General features: G+C 42.2%; 13 protein-coding genes. All 13 read right to left on the reverse strand.

Going from position 1 to position 16,874, the window contains the following annotated elements; all coding sequences use genetic code 11:
• Positions 1 to 41: 41 nt before the first annotated feature.
• On the reverse strand, positions 42 to 347 hold the full coding sequence (locus JFC08_RS03865; RefSeq protein ID WP_045445047.1) for an integration host factor subunit beta: 306 nt from the start codon (positions 345 to 347) through the stop codon (positions 42 to 44).
• Between the two features lie 326 nt (positions 348 to 673).
• Entirely contained in the window at positions 674 to 2,365 is a 1,692-nt protein-coding gene (gene rpsA / locus JFC08_RS03870; RefSeq protein WP_198329764.1) for a 30S ribosomal protein S1, read from the reverse strand.
• A gap of 310 nt (positions 2,366 to 2,675) precedes the next feature.
• A complete protein-coding gene (cmk, locus tag JFC08_RS03875; RefSeq protein WP_198329765.1) occupies positions 2,676 to 3,458 on the reverse strand; it encodes a (d)CMP kinase in 783 nt (260 codons plus the stop codon).
• A 179-nt stretch (positions 3,459 to 3,637) separates the two neighbouring features.
• Positions 3,638 to 4,204: a tRNA adenosine(34) deaminase TadA gene (tadA, locus tag JFC08_RS03880; RefSeq protein ID WP_198329766.1), complete on the reverse strand. Its 567-nt coding sequence runs from the start codon at positions 4,202 to 4,204 to the stop codon at positions 3,638 to 3,640.
• A 12-nt stretch (positions 4,205 to 4,216) separates the two neighbouring features.
• Positions 4,217 to 4,954, reverse strand: coding sequence for a uracil-DNA glycosylase (locus tag JFC08_RS03885; RefSeq protein ID WP_198329767.1), 738 nt, complete (start codon positions 4,952 to 4,954; stop codon positions 4,217 to 4,219).
• 175 nt (positions 4,955 to 5,129) lie between these two features.
• Positions 5,130 to 7,703: an AAA family ATPase gene (locus JFC08_RS03890; RefSeq protein ID WP_198329768.1), complete on the reverse strand. Its 2,574-nt coding sequence runs from the start codon at positions 7,701 to 7,703 to the stop codon at positions 5,130 to 5,132.
• A gap of 721 nt (positions 7,704 to 8,424) precedes the next feature.
• Positions 8,425 to 8,832 (reverse strand): ATP-dependent Clp protease adaptor ClpS, encoded by a 408-nt coding sequence (locus JFC08_RS03895; protein WP_198329769.1) that lies wholly within the window; start codon positions 8,830 to 8,832, stop codon positions 8,425 to 8,427.
• 102 nt (positions 8,833 to 8,934) lie between these two features.
• Positions 8,935 to 9,801, reverse strand: coding sequence for a hypothetical protein (locus JFC08_RS03900; protein WP_198329770.1), 867 nt, complete (start codon positions 9,799 to 9,801; stop codon positions 8,935 to 8,937).
• Positions 9,802 to 9,902: 101 nt separating this feature from the next.
• Positions 9,903 to 10,970: an N-acetyl-gamma-glutamyl-phosphate reductase gene (gene argC, locus JFC08_RS03905; protein ID WP_198329771.1), complete on the reverse strand. Its 1,068-nt coding sequence runs from the start codon at positions 10,968 to 10,970 to the stop codon at positions 9,903 to 9,905.
• A 110-nt stretch (positions 10,971 to 11,080) separates the two neighbouring features.
• Complete coding sequence (hemE, locus tag JFC08_RS03910; protein WP_045445031.1) at positions 11,081 to 12,217, reverse strand: uroporphyrinogen decarboxylase; 1,137 nt, start codon at positions 12,215 to 12,217, stop codon at positions 11,081 to 11,083.
• A gap of 294 nt (positions 12,218 to 12,511) precedes the next feature.
• Positions 12,512 to 13,684, reverse strand: a complete 1,173-nt coding sequence (gene proB, locus JFC08_RS03915) for a glutamate 5-kinase (RefSeq protein WP_045445028.1) — start codon at positions 13,682 to 13,684, stop codon at positions 12,512 to 12,514.
• Between the two features lie 79 nt (positions 13,685 to 13,763).
• Positions 13,764 to 14,981, reverse strand: coding sequence for an Obg family GTPase CgtA (gene cgtA, locus JFC08_RS03920; RefSeq protein ID WP_055124422.1), 1,218 nt, complete (start codon positions 14,979 to 14,981; stop codon positions 13,764 to 13,766).
• Between the two features lie 285 nt (positions 14,982 to 15,266).
• On the reverse strand, positions 15,267 to 16,712 hold the full coding sequence (locus JFC08_RS03925; RefSeq protein ID WP_198329772.1) for a glyceraldehyde-3-phosphate dehydrogenase: 1,446 nt from the start codon (positions 16,710 to 16,712) through the stop codon (positions 15,267 to 15,269).
• Positions 16,713 to 16,874: the final 162 nt, after the last annotated feature.

Here is a 16,874-nt window from a genome sequence, read left to right on the forward strand (position 1 = left end):
TCTTGTTGGCAATTTTACCCAATAAATACTTTATAACACACTTAGCTATTTGCTACTGTATCATTGACTGCTTCACGTAATGCTTTACCTGGTTTAAAGTGCGGTATCGCTTTGGCAGGTACAGGTACGCTTTCTCCTGTTTTAGGATTTCGACCCATACGGGCACGACGATGGTGCAGACAAAAACTGCCAAAACCACGAACTTCTACGCGTCCATCATTGGCTAACGTATCGGTCATCAAGTTTAATATTTCACGTACTGCATCATCGACTACAGTATCAGTCATATTGTCACAGTTCGCACTTAAATTACTAATAAATTCGGACTTGTTAATCGCTTGCTGCATTATTACGCTTGCCTTGTTGATTAATGGATAAGATGACTGTGAATTGAACCATCATTTTCGATAGTTGGTTACTTTTAAGACAAGCTATACATCAAGATCATAAGGATAAATAGCCATTCACTAAAACAATATCAGTGTCTTAAATAAGTAATAATTCACATCTCGTTACTCAATGTTGCAAATGATAGCGGATATTACGGTAAATGGAAATAAGAGTTTGCCTGTTTGAGCAAAAACCTCATTGATTAATAGTGCACTTAAAATTTAAGCAAAAAAAAAGCGACCATAGTCGCTTCTTTTATAATCTTATATCAATAACGTGCAGCTTACTGCATTTGCTCTTTGATCAAGTCACCAATTGTTTTTGGCTGTGCATCAGAACTGACAGTAGTACTAGTCGTGCTAGTGCTGCTTAGCTCTTTAATCGCCTGACGCTCTTCAGCTTCGTCTTTCGCTTTGATAGACAAGTTGATGTTGCGAGTTTTACGATCAACACTGATGATTTTAGCTTCAACGTCATCACCAATGCTCAAATGCTTAGTCGCATCTTCAACGCGATCACGTTGAATTTCAGAGGCACGTAGATACGCTTCAACTTCGTCAGCAAGCTCGATAGTAGCGCCTTTAGCATCTACTTCTTTTACTTTACCATTAACGATAGCACCGCGGTCATTGTTGACTAGGTATTCGTTGAATGGATCAGAGCTTAACTGCTTCACGCCTAGGCTGATACGGTTTGCTTCTGCATCTACTGACAATACCATTGCTTCAACGGTGTCGCCTTTATTGTAGTTACGGATAGCGTCTTCGCCAGTTTCGTTCCAAGAGATATCAGATAGATGAACAAGACCATCAATACCACCGTCTAGACCGATAAAGATACCGAAGTCAGTGATTGATTTGATCGTACCAGTGATTTTATCACCGCGCTCATGTTTCTTATCAAACTCATCCCATGGGTTAGCAAGAGTTTGTTTGATACCTAAGCTGATACGACGACGTTCTTCATCGATATCAAGAATCATTACTTCAACTTCATCACCCACTTGAACAACTTTTGATGGGTGGATGTTTTTGTTGGTATGATCCATTTCTGAAACGTGTACTAAACCTTCAATACCTTCAGAAATCTCAGCGAAACAACCATAATCAGTTAAGTTGGTTACGCGTGCTTTAACCACACTACCTACTGGGTAAGTGCCGCCAACGTTATCCCAAGGATCAGTACCAAGTTGTTTTAGACCTAGGCTAACGCGATTGCGCTCACGGTCAAACTTCAATACTTTAACTTTTAGGTCCTGACCAACTTCAACAACTTCAGATGGATGCTTGATACGGCGCCATGCCATGTCAGTGATGTGCAATAGACCATCGATACCACCTAGATCAACGAATGCGCCGTAATCAGTAAGGTTCTTAACGATACCTTCGATCTCGATGCCTTCTTCAAGCTTGTTCAATAGCTCTTCGCGCTCAGCTGAATTTTCAGCTTCCATAACTGCACGACGGCTAACAACAACGTTGTTGCGTTTTTGATCAAGTTTGATGACTTTGAACTCTAGCTCTTTACCTTCAAGATGCGTGGTGTCACGGATAGGACGAACATCTACCAATGAACCTGGTAGGAACGCGCGTACTGAACCGATATCTACAGTGAAACCGCCTTTCACTTTGCTTGAGATGATACCTTTTACGATTTCATCATTGTCAGCGATTTTTTCAAGGAAGTTCCAAGTTTCAACACGTTTGGCTTTTTCACGTGAAAGCAAGGTTTGACCCATGCCGTTATCAACCGCTTCAACCACGACATCAACGCTATCGCCAACTTCAACTTCAAGTTCGCCTTCTTCGCTTAAAAACTCTTCACGAGCGACGATACCTTCAGATTTCAGACCAGTATCAACAGTGATCCAGTCGTTATCAATGGCCACAACAGTACCAGTGATAACCGAGCCACGCTCGATATCCAGACCTGTTTCTTCGATGCTCGCTTCAAATAGTTCAGCAAATGATTCCATTATGTCTACCTTTGTATAGCCGTATCCTGTCCAGCACAGTACGGATCAAATTTATGATTGCATAAAACGAGAATACTGGTTTTATATCCCATACAATCATATATAAAAACGTTTGTTGTTAGTAAGCACATAACTTATTAAACTCACTAGCAACAACTGTCTTATATTGCAATGCCTTATACTTTCAAATCTCTATGATTTAGAAAGAATATTTTTATCACTCTCTAGAGATTATTAGCGTCTACTACTGTGATTTTATACTAAAATCAAGCGTATAGGAAACTTTTTCATACTTACTAACTTGTTTTTATTAACTATTAAAGAAAATACCTTTATCCTGACAATGTCTTTTCACTTGTGCATAAACTGCATCAGCATCTAAGTTAGAGCTATCTAGTAGTAGAGCATCTTCTGCAGGCTTTGATGGTGCAGTCGACCGATTCTCATCACGATCATCACGAGCTTTAATTGTCGCTAAAATCGCGTCAAAATCTGCCGTCTGACCAGCATTTATTAACTGTGTTACACGGCGCTCGGCACGCGCTTCAGCACTGGCAGTCAAATATACTTTTACATCCGCATCTGGGAACACCACCGTCCCCATATCGCGACCATCAGCGACCAATCCAGAGTGAGTTGCCATATCTTGTTGCAACTGTAGTAATGCTTGACGAAATTTTGGAAATACGGCTATTTGTGATGCATAGCCGCCCACGGTTTCATTACGAACCTGCTCACCAACCGCCTCACCATTCACTAAAACATCAACACGTCCTGATGCATTGTTAGGTACAAAAGCAATCTCTAGGCGCTGCGTTAGTGCTAATACAGCCATCTCGTCAATGGCTTGGCTTCCGTCTGCCGCAACTAATCCAGCTTCAAATGCTTTGAGTCCAACGATACGATACAAAGCACCTGAATCTAGCAGTTGATAATTCAATGCTTGGGCCAAACGCCACGTCACCGTACCTTTACCTGCCCCACTTGGTCCATCAATGCAGATAACTGGATAACGCAACACTGGCGCTTGGTTATCATTACTACCAGAACTAAAGTTATCAAGTATAGCGTTATCAGCTGTAGAAACGGTCATAATACTCACTTAATAGTAGACGATACTGATACGGCTTAGTACATGCTAGCTGCAGAAAAATATTTACTTATTTATCAAACGCTTGACAATCAATTCATCATTTCGTCATCAAATAGGGCGATATTATAGCAAAGAAACCTACCCATCACTAGCAGCAAGTCCGTTATCTTGTTAACAGCTTATTTTGATTTCGTTTTAGCCAATTTTCTTCGTTCACGAAAAAAGCCTTTGAGTATTTGACTACTATGCTCGCTACACAGGCCTTTATGTACCTGAATACTGTGATTATAAAAAGGCTGCATAGGTAAGTTCATCTGACTGCCAACCATGCCTGCTCTTGGCTCACTCGCTGCATAGACCAATCTATCGACCCGCGCATGAATGAGCGCTCCGATACACATCGTACAAGGCTCTAAGGTAACGTATAACGTTGTCTGTAATGGTAAGCGATAGTTTTTTAAGCGCGCACACGCTTCTCTTAATGCGACAATCTCGGCATGAGCGGTCGCATCGTGACGACCAATTGGTTCATTAAATCCTTGACCAATAATCTGCTGGTCGTGTACCAGTATCGCTCCTACCGGCACTTCTCCACGCTCAGCACCTTGCCTAGCAAGTTTAAGAGCTATGTTCATCCAGCTCATATCTTGAAGTGACCAAAATGCGCTGGCTTGCATATCTTCAATAACTAACTGACTATTTGCGGTTGGATGTGGCTTCAAGCTTATATTTTGTTTATGTTTCATGTATTTTGACAACTATTGCGGTAATTGCCAATCGATAGGCGTTTGCCCATACTGTACCAGATAATCATTGGTCTTAGAAAACGGCTTGAAACCAAAGAATCCACCACGATTGGCAGCAAGTGGTGATGGATGTACAGCGGTCAGAATGAGATGCTTATCAGTATTGATATATTTGCCTTTTTTCTGTGCTTTACTGCCCCACAATATAAATACGGTATGTTCTGTTTGTTCATTAACCACATCAATCACCGCATCGGTAAACTGCTCCCAGCCTTTATTTTGGTGACTGTTTGGCTCACTTTCTCGCACGGTCAGAGAGCTATTTAATAGCAAAACTCCTTGCTGCGCCCAGTAAGTCAGGTCGCCATGTTTTGAGGGTGCGATACCAACGTCGCTCGCCATCTCTTTTAACAAATTATTGAGTGAGGGTGGCTTTGGAATGGCTTTGGGCACTGAAAACGATAAGCCCATTGCCTGCCCTGGTCCATGATAAGGATCTTGACCTAGTATCACGACTTTAACTTGTGATAAAGGGGTCAGGTTTAACGCGTTAAATATTAAGGGTGCTGGCGGATAGATACTGTTTTCTGATTGATAGGCTTCTTTTAAAAACGCACGCAAGTCGTCCATATTGTTAGAAGTTAACTCGTCTGCTAACGCCGTTTTCCAATCTTCTGGCAAGCGCACATTGTCTAAAATAGCCTGCTTTTGCGCTGGCGATTTTGGCGTTTGTTCATCGAATAATTCCATAGTATGTCCTGTTATATTTGTTATCGATTAGATAAATATCGAATGGAGGGCGTGAACCAATCTCGCACATGAGAGCTCGTGATTTCATACCTTGATGTTGTTATGAATTATAGCAATAAAAAAACGGCTACCACAGTAACATGGTAACCGTTGTTATTACATTAGTAGCAAAAACTTAGCTGGCGAGTGACTCAGAGTCTGGATGTGGCTCATGAGTCTCAACGACCGTCAAGATAATACGACTATCTGCTGATCCTTTATCTGTAGAGTTATAATCCGTCTTACCACTGTACTTATCAAGCTTGACAGAATCACCATCTTGCTCATCATTGGCTTCAGGCTCCAAAGTAAGATGTACTACCCCGCCATTGACCAAATTACCAAACAAAATCATACTTGCCAATGGCTTTTTGATTTCATCTTGAATCAGACGTTGCATTGGGCGGGCACCCATTAGGCGATCATAGCCTTTTTTAGCCAAGTAATCGCGTACTTCGTCATCAATCTCTAAGGTGACTTGTTTGTCATCAAGCTGGACTTGCAACTCAACCAAGAACTTATCGACCACAGACACCACCACTGAGGTATCTAGTGGGTTAAATTGAATAATTGCATCTAAACGGTTACGGAACTCTGGCGTAAAGACACGTTTGAGCGATTCCGTATTATCACGACTATGGTCTTGGTGAGTAAAGCCCATCGAAGAGCGGCTAATACTATCAGCACCGACATTGGTCGTCATAATCACAATCACTTGCTTAAAGATAGCCACACGACCATTGTTATCAGTCAACGTACCATGATCCATGACTTGCAGTAACAAGTTAAAGACATCAGGGTGCGCTTTTTCAATCTCATCAAGCAATAACACACAATGTGGATGTTGATTGATTTTTTCAGTCAACAAACCACCTTGATCATAACCGACATAGCCAGGAGGTGCACCAATCAGACGTGAAGCAGTATGCGCTTCCATATACTCTGACATATCAAAACGAACTAACTCGACACCAAGTAGGTTCGCTAACTGACGTGAAACTTCGGTTTTACCCACCCCAGTAGGACCGGCAAACATGAAGGAACCAATTGGCTTATCTGGTGCTTTGAGACCGGCACGTGATAGCTTAATGGCGTCGGCTAATGTTTCAATGGCCTCATCTTGACCAAACACTAAGTGCTTAAGATCACGATCTAAGTGCTGAAGAATACTCTTATCATCACTCGATACTGACTTGGGCGGAATACGTGCAAGCTTGGCAACAATCGCTTCAATATCTGCCACATCGATTTTCATCGGTGGTTTTTTCTTAGCCTTGGCACTTTTTGACTCACTGAACGATTTGGCACGATCATTGGCTTTTGCAGTTTCCGCTTCATCCTGCATTTCGCTATCGCTATACGTGTCACCACCGAGTCCCTCAACATCGGCATCAATCTGAGCATCAAAATCTTGCTCTATATCTGAAATAAAGCTTTCTTCTGCATCAATATCATCAGCATCAGGAATAACGCCTAAACGCTTATAGGCACCTGCTTCGTCAATCACGTCAATCGCTTTATCTGGTAAAAAACGCTCGTGAATATGCTTAGCAGATAATTGAACGGCGGTGACCAACGCTTCATCGGTATATTCAACATTATGAAATTCCTCATAACGAGGCTTCAGACCGCGTAAAATATCAATTGTATCGTCAACACTCGGCTCTTTGACATCAATTTTCTGGAAACGACGTGACAGTGCATGGTCTTTTTCAAACACTTGACGGTATTCGGTAAAGGTAGTTGAGCCGATACAACGCAGCTCACCATTAGCAAGTGCTGGCTTAATCAAGTTTGATACGTCCATATTGCTACTCATTGACGACCCTGCGCCAATAATCATATGAATCTCATCAATAAATAATATTGCATTGGGCTTTTTCTTTAGCGCATCAAGCAGTGACTTCATGCGTTTTTCAAAATCACCACGGTATTTAGTACCAGCGATTAATGAGCCGATATCAAGGCTATAAATCACGCAGCCATTCAATGGTTTCGGTGCTTTATCATTAATAATCAACCACGCCAAACCTTCAGCGATAGAGGTCTTACCGACGCCAGGCTCACCAACCAATAACGGGTTATTTTTACGGCGACGACACAGTACTTGCGCGGCGCGCTCAATTTCAGGGCCACGTCCAATTAATGGATCCGTCTTACCTTCAGCCGCACGCTGGTTCAGGTTGGTCGCAAACTCAACCAAGGGATCTTTACTGGTTTTTTCTGAGGCACTACGGCGCTCACCCGTCATAGAAGCACGTGGCTCAGATGGCTCGTCTTTATCTTGACCATGTGATAAGTATTGGGTTAACTCAAGACGACTAATACCCTGCTTTTTGAGCAAATAAACGGCATAAGTATCGTGCTCTGAAAACATAGACACTAAAATGTCTGAGCCTTCAACAAGGCGACCACCACCAATAGATTGCACATGGAAAATAGCACGCTGTAGAATACGATCAAAGCTTTGGGTTGGCTGCGGTGACTGCTCGGTGTCTGCGTCTACCGTTGGCGTATGCTTATTGATATAAGCTTCTAACTCGGTGCGCAGCGTTGAAACATTGGCATTACAGGCAGTTAGTGTATTGGCAGCGTGAGTATTCTCTAATAACGCCAATAATAGATGCTCAACAGTGAGGTACTCATGCGATTTTTGGCGCGCAAGTGTCATTGCTAAACGCAAAGAAACTTCAAGATGACGACTTAACATAACGACTTCCTACGGTTATACCTATCTTTATAATTGATAGCTTTATGAATGAGTTAGTAAGTAAATCAGGGCGACAGATGGATTGTTCAAGGGCTAACTCTGTATTATCAAAAGACAGCGCTAAATGATATTGACCATGTATTACTCAAGTAGCAGTGCTATCTACTTATCACCAATTAAGCGTTTTGATCACTCATACTTGCTTTCTTTATCTCAACACGATACTTAAGAAGAGTCAATCTATTAACACAGACTAAAATGTATCAAGGCGTACTGCGCATCAATATTTATAGTAAAGAAATAGCATGAAAGCTTCAAAAGCTGAGCAAATAAAGGAGAAATGGGTAATAGAATAATAAATGAGAGAGTGAAGGATACAAGTGACTTTTTTAAGCCATCAACTGATTAAATTATAGAAAAATTCAAGTTAATAGGATGACTAGAAAATGATACGAGTTCAGCAATCATTTCTATAAAATTTAGACAGCTGTTTGGTGTGATGACTTAATATAGATAAGGGTATATTAAAGAAAAATCAAGGTTAGGAAATTTTTATAATAAGGAATTTATGAGTGATTGCTTGGATACAGAGTACCAATCAAGCTCACAATGAGCGGTTTTTAGAGCTTGATAGGGTTTCTAAACGATAAAACCATTGGAAATAATAAGATAAAAACACGAAAAGAAGATAGAACTTTAAATTCATATTTACGCTATTTTCTTATTCGCCTTGATGTGGCTCAATCTGGGTCAATAATGGATAGCCTTCACGATGTGCCAGACTGTTTACCTTTTTGGCTTTGGTCTCAGCGATATCTTTAGGATAGATACCAGCAATGCCTTTGCTACTGTTATGAATCGTCAGCATAACTTCGACTGCCGAATCCATACTATGACGAAATTCAGACTGTAAAATATAAACAACGAACTCCATCGGCGTATAATTATCATTATACATAACGACGGCATACATAGGCGGCTTAGCCACTTCTGGCTCTGCTACCAGTACATCTGCTTGTGGCGAGGTCTCGCCGTCCGTATCGCCATCTTGTGCACGATGAGCAGGTATGGTTGGAAAGTGCCAATCAGCAACAGTTGGCAACGCTTGCAATAGGGTTCGTTTTATCATAATTGGCATACAAATTAATGGTTATATTTATAACAGAATAAAGAGCGCTAACAGAGGTTGGCAAATGCAATGCTTATTATAGCGCTCTTAAATATGAATAGATTAAGGCTCAATCGGACTTTCGTCGACTTCAGGTAAATCTAAAAGTGATAGCGGCATATTATCAACTCGGTCGCCAAGCCTCCAATCATAGAGCTGCTCCACTTGTTGTCCGCCAGCTTGTAAGCTGAGTTTGACTTGTAACGGTTTAAAGCCTGATGGCATCATGAAACGACCACGAATACGAACGATACCTTCAATAGTATAAACTGGAGGATCTAGCGGCACCTCTACAAAATCATCGTCATTGAGCAAAGTCAACGTTGGCTTTAGGCGTTTGGCTTTGCCATCGCTAGCAAGCATGCCTATATCGAAACCATATTCGAAGGCATTTTCAGGTAACGGCTCAATCTTTGCTGCTATTACTTGTAAAGGCATGCCGCCTTTGTCACGAAGGACATCAGCATATAATTCATTCAGTTGAGAGACTTGTCTATTCTCAACCGTTAATTCTTGCTGGTTTTCACGCAACTCTTTGATGTTAGCCAAGCTAATCGCCAGCTCCTGCTTAGCAGTAGCGGCTTGATTGACCGCTATTTTATGACTAAGACGTAAATCTTCCAGCGCTTCTGTTGCCTCAGTGCCATTAATAATTGCTTGCTTGGCTTCTGTTTGCATTGAGTGCAAGCCGCGCTGATAGCCAAGTTTATGACCGAATATCAATCCAACAATGGCAGTCACCAATATGACAACGACAAAGAGAGCCAACACCAATGTGGATGCCCCTTGTTGGGTACCACCTACCTTAGTTACTGAACTAGCATTGGTTTTAAGAGAATGCGGACTACGCTCTAAATGATACAAATCAGAGTCTTTGCACGATGAAAGTGCGGGCTGTGAGCAAAAGCGTCGTACAAGCTTGACACGCATTTAGACAATATCTCTTAACAGTAATGGCAATATTATAGCGGAATTTATAATCAATACCTAGTAGCATAAATATGAATGACTTAGCCACAAAAAATCTCGTACTAAGGTACGATAGGCGCAAAATTCAGTCCCATTGTTTCATCGAATCCGAACATGACATTCATATTTTGTACAGCTTGTCCTGCGGCGCCTTTTACCAAATTGTCTTGTACGACAATCACTGTCAATTCAGCCCGTTCATTGTCTTGATGCACAGCAATGCGTAAACGGTTGCTGGCGCGGACACTACGGGTATCCGGATAAATACCTTTTGGCATGACATCAATAAACGCTTCTGATTCATAGCATGTTTCAAATATCTGCTGCCAATCAATAGCAGCACCCGCATCCGTCAGCTCAAGATGAATAGAGCTCAGCATGCCACGTATCATCGGCACAAGATGCGGTAAAAAACGAATGCGATGGGTGAACTGGCTGCCTAATAACTGCGCCACGCCTTGCTCAATCTCAGGCAGGTGACGATGTCCTTCAACGCTATAAGCTTTAAAGTTATCAGTAGTTTCAGCATAATTAAGCGCAAGTGAAGCTTGGCGACCAGCGCCAGAAACACCAGACTTTGCATCAATAACGATACGTGATTCTACCAGTCTCTCTGCTTGCTTATTTTGCATATCGATTATTGGTTTCAAACCCAAAATAGCGGTAGTCGGATAACAACCCGGATTACCGACGACTAAAGCAGTGGCAAGTTTATCGCGATTCACTTCAGGTAAACCATAAACAGCTGTCTTTAGTAGCTCAGGACAAGCATGCGACTGCTGATACCAGTGTTCAAAATCGGACAGTGACTGCAAACGAAAATCAGCAGCCAAATCAATGACTTTCACACCGGCTTGCGTTAGCGCCTCTGCTTGCTTCATCGCTACGCCATGTGGCGTGGCAAAAAAGACCACATCACACTTTTGCAGCGTTGCAAGCGTCTCATCGCCCAAGTCGCTAAAGACAATATCTGATATACCGCGTAAGCTTGGAAATATCTCATCAGCGCGTGTACCAGCTTCGCTACGCGAGGTTAGCAAATCAATAGATACTTCAGGATGCGCAGATAACAAGCGAATCAGTTCAATACCCGTATAACCTGTGCCACCAACAATCGCTGCTGAAATCATAAGATATTCCTTTTTATTTTACTTGGTAAATATCAGTGTTTGTTAAACAAATCTTAGATAGAAAGCTCGCTTATAGGCCTGAACTTTGTCATTTTTAGATTCTAGCGGCTTTAGATTTTATAATCGTGCACCGCATCGATAAATACTTTGGCATTGTCAGGATTGACCCATTGCGTAATACCATGACCTAAGTTTGCTATATAACCCGTTTTTTCGCCGCTTGCATAAGCACTATCAAGCATTGCATTTACTTCAGCACGAATCGTCGCAGGTGAACCATACAATGTTGCTGGATCCAAGTTGCCTTGAATGGCTTTACTACTCTGTAGTTTTTTATGCTGTTTGGTCAATTGACGCTGACTTTCAGCCAATACTTGGCGTGCACGATCAATGGGCATCGTCCAATCTAACCCTAAAACATCAGCTTGACTATCTGCTTGCACATCCAACCATAACCCACCGCCTTTGGTAAATAATACCACTGGTATTTGCGGATGGCGTACTTTTAATTCAGCGACGATACGCTTATTATAAGCATGAGAAAAATCGATAAACTGACGATGGCCAAGCGCCCCGCCCCAACTATCAAAAATCTGTAGAATTTGAGCGCCAGCGACCACCTGTGCATCTAGATAATCAATAACAGAAGTGGCTAATTTATCTAATAATTGATGCAAGAAATCAGGGTTGCTATACAAAAAGCCTTTAGTATAACGATAGTCTTTTGAGCTGCCGCCTTCAATCATGTAGGTGGCCAATGTCCATGGACTACCAGAGAAACCAAATAACGGCACTTGACCATTTAATGCTTTGCGGATGCTCGTCACCGCACGCATGACATAATCAAGAGAATCATTGGGTTCAAGTACTGGCAATCTATCTAAGTCTGCTTGCGTACGAATAGGATGTTTAAACTTAGGACCTTCGCCCGCCTCAAAGTATAAGCCCAATCCCATAGCGTCAGGTATGGTCAAAATATCACTAAATAAGATAGCAGCATCTAAATCATAACGGCGTAGTGGCTGTAAAGTGACTTCAGTGGCGCGGTCCGTATCTTTGCACAGGCTCATAAAGTCGCCCGCTTCTGCACGAGTGGCTTTATATTCTGGTAAATAACGACCAGCTTGACGCATCATCCAGACTGGCGTGGTGTCTATTGATTCAAAGCGTAATGCCCGTAACAATCTGTCGTTCTTTAAAGGCGCAAATTCTTGCTGAATCGAGTTACTATTGTCTGAAGCACTCATGTACAAATCTCCAAAACAACACCGCATTCATGATCATCAATGAATACGGTGCTAGATAAAATAAGTTGAATAAAAGAATATTAAAACGTTTAGATAGCGACAATCTATGCTAAAAAAACCACAAATAATGAGATATTCGCTAATAACAATTTATTGGTTAATATCTCTCGCATTAACAATCATAAAAACAATAATCATTAAAAGTATTTGTGCTTTTTAGAGCGTCATTTGCCGTTAGTCTTTAATCAATAATATCTTGCTCATATTTGAAATTAGATGAATACCATCAATGGTCTACATGGTCAGCGCTAAATTATCACGGTGTACCATGACCACACGCTCTTCATTATTACCAAGAATTCTATCAAACTGCTCAGTACGCTCACGAGCCACTCGGCAAGCATCACGAGATGAGAAGTTCACTTGTCCAACCGCTAAACGCTCGCCCGTATCTTGATGCACCACCTCAACCACGTCACCTTCATCGAAATCACCGCGTACTTCCACAACGCCGACCGGTAGCAAGCTCTTGTGATGCTCAACTACAGCTTTTGCTGCACCTGCATCGACTATTAGAGTGCCTGACATACGTAAATGTGCGGCAAGCCATTGTTTGCGTGCAATGATTTTGTCTTGATCATTGGTGGTCAATAAAGTACCAACCGCTTCGCCTGATACCACACGAGTAATAACATCATCGATAGCACCGCTCACGATAACGGTTGGACAACCACCCATCGCAGCAAGACGACCAGCACGAATTTTGGTCAGCATACCGCCGCGACCAAGCTTGCCACCATCCCCTGCAATATCAAATAAGTAATCCGCCATCGCACGCTCTTGGCGAATCATTTTTGCATTAGGATTGTCACGTGGGTTGTCCGTAAACACCCCATCTTGATCGGTTAAAATGATATATAAATCGGCATTGACCATCGCCGCTGCCATCGCGCCCAAAGTATCGTTATCACCAAATTTAATTTCATCAATTGTAATAGTGTCGTTTTCATTAATCACTGGTAGCACGCGCCATTCTAATAATTGTGTCAACGCGCCCGTCGTATTGAGATAACGGCTACGATTAGACAAATCATCATGTGTTAGTAGCAGCTGCGAGCTTTGAATACCATGTTGGATTAATGCTGACCACCACGTTTCAATCAAACCCATTTGACCAATAGAAGCACAGGCCTGTAGTGCTGCTAGTTTCTTCGGGCGCTCCTCAAGGTTCATTCGTACCACCCCTTCAGCAACGGCACCTGACGATACTAGCAGTACTTCAACGCCTTGCTTGTGCAATTTAGCGATCTGCTTTGCCCACTCGTATATGGCAGTTCGATCCAGCCCTCGACCGTTATTGGTTAACAACGATGAGCCAATCTTGACAATAACGCGCTGAATATCAAAGTTGCGAGTTTGTTTAATAAACCTTGCTTCTTCGGTCGTGTTTTCTATGTCACCTGCCATATAAACTCCTGTCTCTCATGTGAATTGATTACGGGGATTGATCTAAAAAATTCAAGTATATCAGCTCAAGCGTGTTAGCTTAAGGAACATAAATGACCTCAACACCATCTTCGTCGTCATCGTCAAAATCAGCATCGTCGTCGCTTAAATCTACACCTTCGCGAGCCGCTTTACGAGCCGCACGATAGGCTTCACGCTGCGCCTCAGTGTTTAGACGGACTTCTACTTCTAAGCGCTCAAAACGGGTTCTTTGTGCTTCAGCGAAGATAGGATCTTCTAGTTCACGCTCACGCTCTAGTTCAATCTCATTCATTAAATGATATTTAACTGCATCAGTCCCTTCACCCATTAAGGTTGACGTGCGAAATACATCGCCTGTCCAATCAAGCTCGGCGACAATATGAGTACAAAGCTCATCTAACTCTTCGTCAGGCACCTGATCAATTTTGTTTAATATCAAAATCTGGGGCAAGTTGGATAACTCAGGCGAAAAACGCTCAAGTTCATTCAAAATAACACGAGCGTTGGCTACCGGATCGCTGCCATCAATTGGCTTTACATCAACCACATGTAATAGACGACGAGTACGAGCCACATGTTTTAAGAAACGAATGCCAAGTCCAGCACCTTCTGAAGCACCTTCGATCAAACCTGGAATATCTGCCATCACAAATGAGCGATGACGACCGATATCAACCACACCTAGATTCGGAACGAGGGTGGTAAACGGATAGTCAGCAACTTTTGGTCTAGCAGCAGAGACTTGACGAATAAAGGTAGATTTACCAGCATTAGGCAAACCAATCAAGCCAACATCAGCCACAACTTTTAGCTCAAATTTAAGAACTTTTAACTCACCTTCAAAACCAGACGTCGATTTACGCGGTGCTTGGTTGGTAGAGCTCTTAAAATGGGTATTGCCCAAACCACCATCACCACCTTTGGCAATCAGTAACGTCTGACCAAGTTCAATCAAGTCACCCAACACTTCGTCAGTTTCGGTATCAACTACCGTGGTACCGATAGGTACTGGTAAAAACAAATCATCAGAGCCCTTGCCTGAACAGTTTCTACTGTGGCCATTCTCTGCTCGCATAGCATCATGACGACGGGTATAACGATAGTCCACTAGGGTGTTGGTGTTATCCTCTGCAATGACGTAAATATCTCCGCCCTTGCCACCATCTCCACCATCAGGTCCACCACGTGGGACATACTTTTCTCGGCGAAAACTGGCGATTCCGTTACCACCGTCACCTGCTTTTACCGTTACGACGGCTTCATCAATAAATCGCATCTTACGTTCCTTTATTTACACTCTAGTTTATAGACTCAATAGCAGTCATATACTGCTTCTTTTGCCTATAGGTATCTTTTAAAAAATAGGAGACTTACGTCTATGTTGCTATATATCATTGCTTTATTTATGACAATAACACCCGATAACCAATTGGACTATCGGGTGCGGTATATATTAACTTAAAAAATCACATCTATTTGTCCATGCTAAAAGTGACTATTAAAATACTTTCTTATAAAGAGTACCTCAATATTAGAAACTCACTACTGCTGTACAAATGTATTAAGCTGGAATCTGTGTATAACTGATGCCTGCCATTTGTGTGGCTAAACGTAATACTTGCGTACTATAGCCAACTTCATTGTCATACCAGATATAAACAATGGCATGATTGTCGGTCAAAATAGTTGCTTGGGCATCAACGATACCTACATGGGTATCACCAACAAAATCCGTCGATACCGCTTCGGTAGAATCTGTATAAGCAATCTGTGTTTGCCACTGACTGCTATTAGATACTTTACGCATGAATTCATTTAACGCATCAGCATTTTCTGGTGCTGTTTTAAGATTCAAGTTTAAAATCGCTAAGCTGACGTTTGGCGTTGGTACACGGATGGCATTACCCGTTAGTTTACCACTAAGCTCTGGCAGTGCTTTACCAACCGCTTTAGCAGCACCCGTACTGGTAATAACCATATTCAATACAGCACTACGACCACGGCGATCCGCTTTATGATAATTATCAATCAAGTTTTGATCGTTAGTGAATGAGTGAATCGTTTCAACGTGACCGTTTTCGATACCGTATTCATCGTTCAATACTTTTAACGTTGGGGTGATTGCGTTGGTGGTACAGCTCGCCGCACTGACGATGGTATCTTCACCGACTGTTTCGTTATTTACACCATAAACAACGTTTTTAATCTCACCGCCAGCTGGGGCTGTTAATAGGACTTTTTTCACACCAGTCGATTGCAAATGCTTGCCAAGACCCGCTTCATCTTTCCAAATGCCCGTATTGTCAATCACTAACGCATCATTAATACCGTAAGTCGTATAATCAATCTCGCTTGGATCTTTAGCGTAGATGACCTGAACAAAGCGACCATTGATAATCAAGCCATTGTTTTCATCATCAACCACCACGCCACCAGCAAAGCTACCATGAATCGAATCACGCTCTAGCAATGAGGCGCGCTTGGCCAAATCGCCAGATGCCGCAGGACGTACGACGATGGCTTTTAACTGCATACCTTTAGCACTTGACGCTTGTGATAATAGCAGGCGAGTTAAGATACGACCGATACGACCAAAACCGTATAGCACGACATCAGTCGCCGGATTAACCGTAGTGTCATCAACATTAACTGCTTGAAGTGCTGCTTGTAAATCACTGTCATTAGCGATTAATTGACCAACATCAACCTGTGCAGACTGAAGCTTATCATTAGCCGCTAGCGCTTTAACCATGGCTAAAGTGTCAGCGATATCAATAGATTTAGCGTCTTGGTTACGCAAGGCTACTTTTTGATGCAATGCCAATATTTGACCAACTGACGTCGTATTTAACGTGTCACCGAACAAGGTTACTTGTACGTCTTGCTCATTATAGAGCTTATTCAATAGCCCCATCAGCTCAATCGCTTGTTGCTCTTGATTGTTGTAGTTGCTTAAGTGGTCTTGATGTAATTGGCGTAAGGTATCAGCGTTGCTCACGAGAAACATCCTTATGGTCAGTAATGTGTGATCAGTAAATGATAGAGAATACAGATTAGATAGATTATGTGTGGTCTACGCAATCACTCTAGTATGGCAACCGCACGATATTGGTGTCAGTTATTGATATAGAGTATTGAGATCGTCTAGATTTTAGCCTAAAACGGCCTA

It is taken from the genome of Psychrobacter cibarius (assembly GCF_016107535.1).
GTDB classification, from domain to species: domain Bacteria; phylum Pseudomonadota; class Gammaproteobacteria; order Pseudomonadales; family Moraxellaceae; genus Psychrobacter; species Psychrobacter cibarius.

What these genes read in the sequence shown, in the direction of transcription:
- cmk (WP_198329765.1), bottom strand. Translation starts at nt 3,458, where the DNA reads ATGACCGTTTCTACAGCTGATAACGCTATACTTGATAACTTTAGTTCT.
- proB (WP_045445028.1), bottom strand. Translation starts at nt 13,684, where the DNA reads ATGGCAGGTGACATAGAAAACACGACCGAAGAAGCAAGGTTTATTAAA.
- JFC08_RS03865 (WP_045445047.1), bottom strand. Translation starts at nt 347, where the DNA reads ATGCAGCAAGCGATTAACAAGTCCGAATTTATTAGTAATTTAAGTGCG.
- argC (WP_198329771.1), bottom strand. Translation starts at nt 10,970, where the DNA reads ATGATTTCAGCAGCGATTGTTGGTGGCACAGGTTATACGGGTATTGAA.
- rpsA (WP_198329764.1), bottom strand. Translation starts at nt 2,365, where the DNA reads ATGGAATCATTTGCTGAACTATTTGAAGCGAGCATCGAAGAAACAGGT.
- JFC08_RS03885 (WP_198329767.1), bottom strand. Translation starts at nt 4,954, where the DNA reads ATGGAATTATTCGATGAACAAACGCCAAAATCGCCAGCGCAAAAGCAG.
- tadA (WP_198329766.1), bottom strand. Translation starts at nt 4,204, where the DNA reads ATGAAACATAAACAAAATATAAGCTTGAAGCCACATCCAACCGCAAAT.
- JFC08_RS03895 (WP_198329769.1), bottom strand. Translation starts at nt 8,832, where the DNA reads ATGATAAAACGAACCCTATTGCAAGCGTTGCCAACTGTTGCTGATTGG.
- hemE (WP_045445031.1), bottom strand. Translation starts at nt 12,217, where the DNA reads ATGAGTGCTTCAGACAATAGTAACTCGATTCAGCAAGAATTTGCGCCT.
- JFC08_RS03890 (WP_198329768.1), bottom strand. Translation starts at nt 7,703, where the DNA reads ATGTTAAGTCGTCATCTTGAAGTTTCTTTGCGTTTAGCAATGACACTT.
- JFC08_RS03925 (WP_198329772.1), bottom strand. Translation starts at nt 16,712, where the DNA reads ATGTTTCTCGTGAGCAACGCTGATACCTTACGCCAATTACATCAAGAC.
- JFC08_RS03900 (WP_198329770.1), bottom strand. Translation starts at nt 9,801, where the DNA reads ATGCGTGTCAAGCTTGTACGACGCTTTTGCTCACAGCCCGCACTTTCA.
- cgtA (WP_055124422.1), bottom strand. Translation starts at nt 14,981, where the DNA reads ATGCGATTTATTGATGAAGCCGTCGTAACGGTAAAAGCAGGTGACGGT.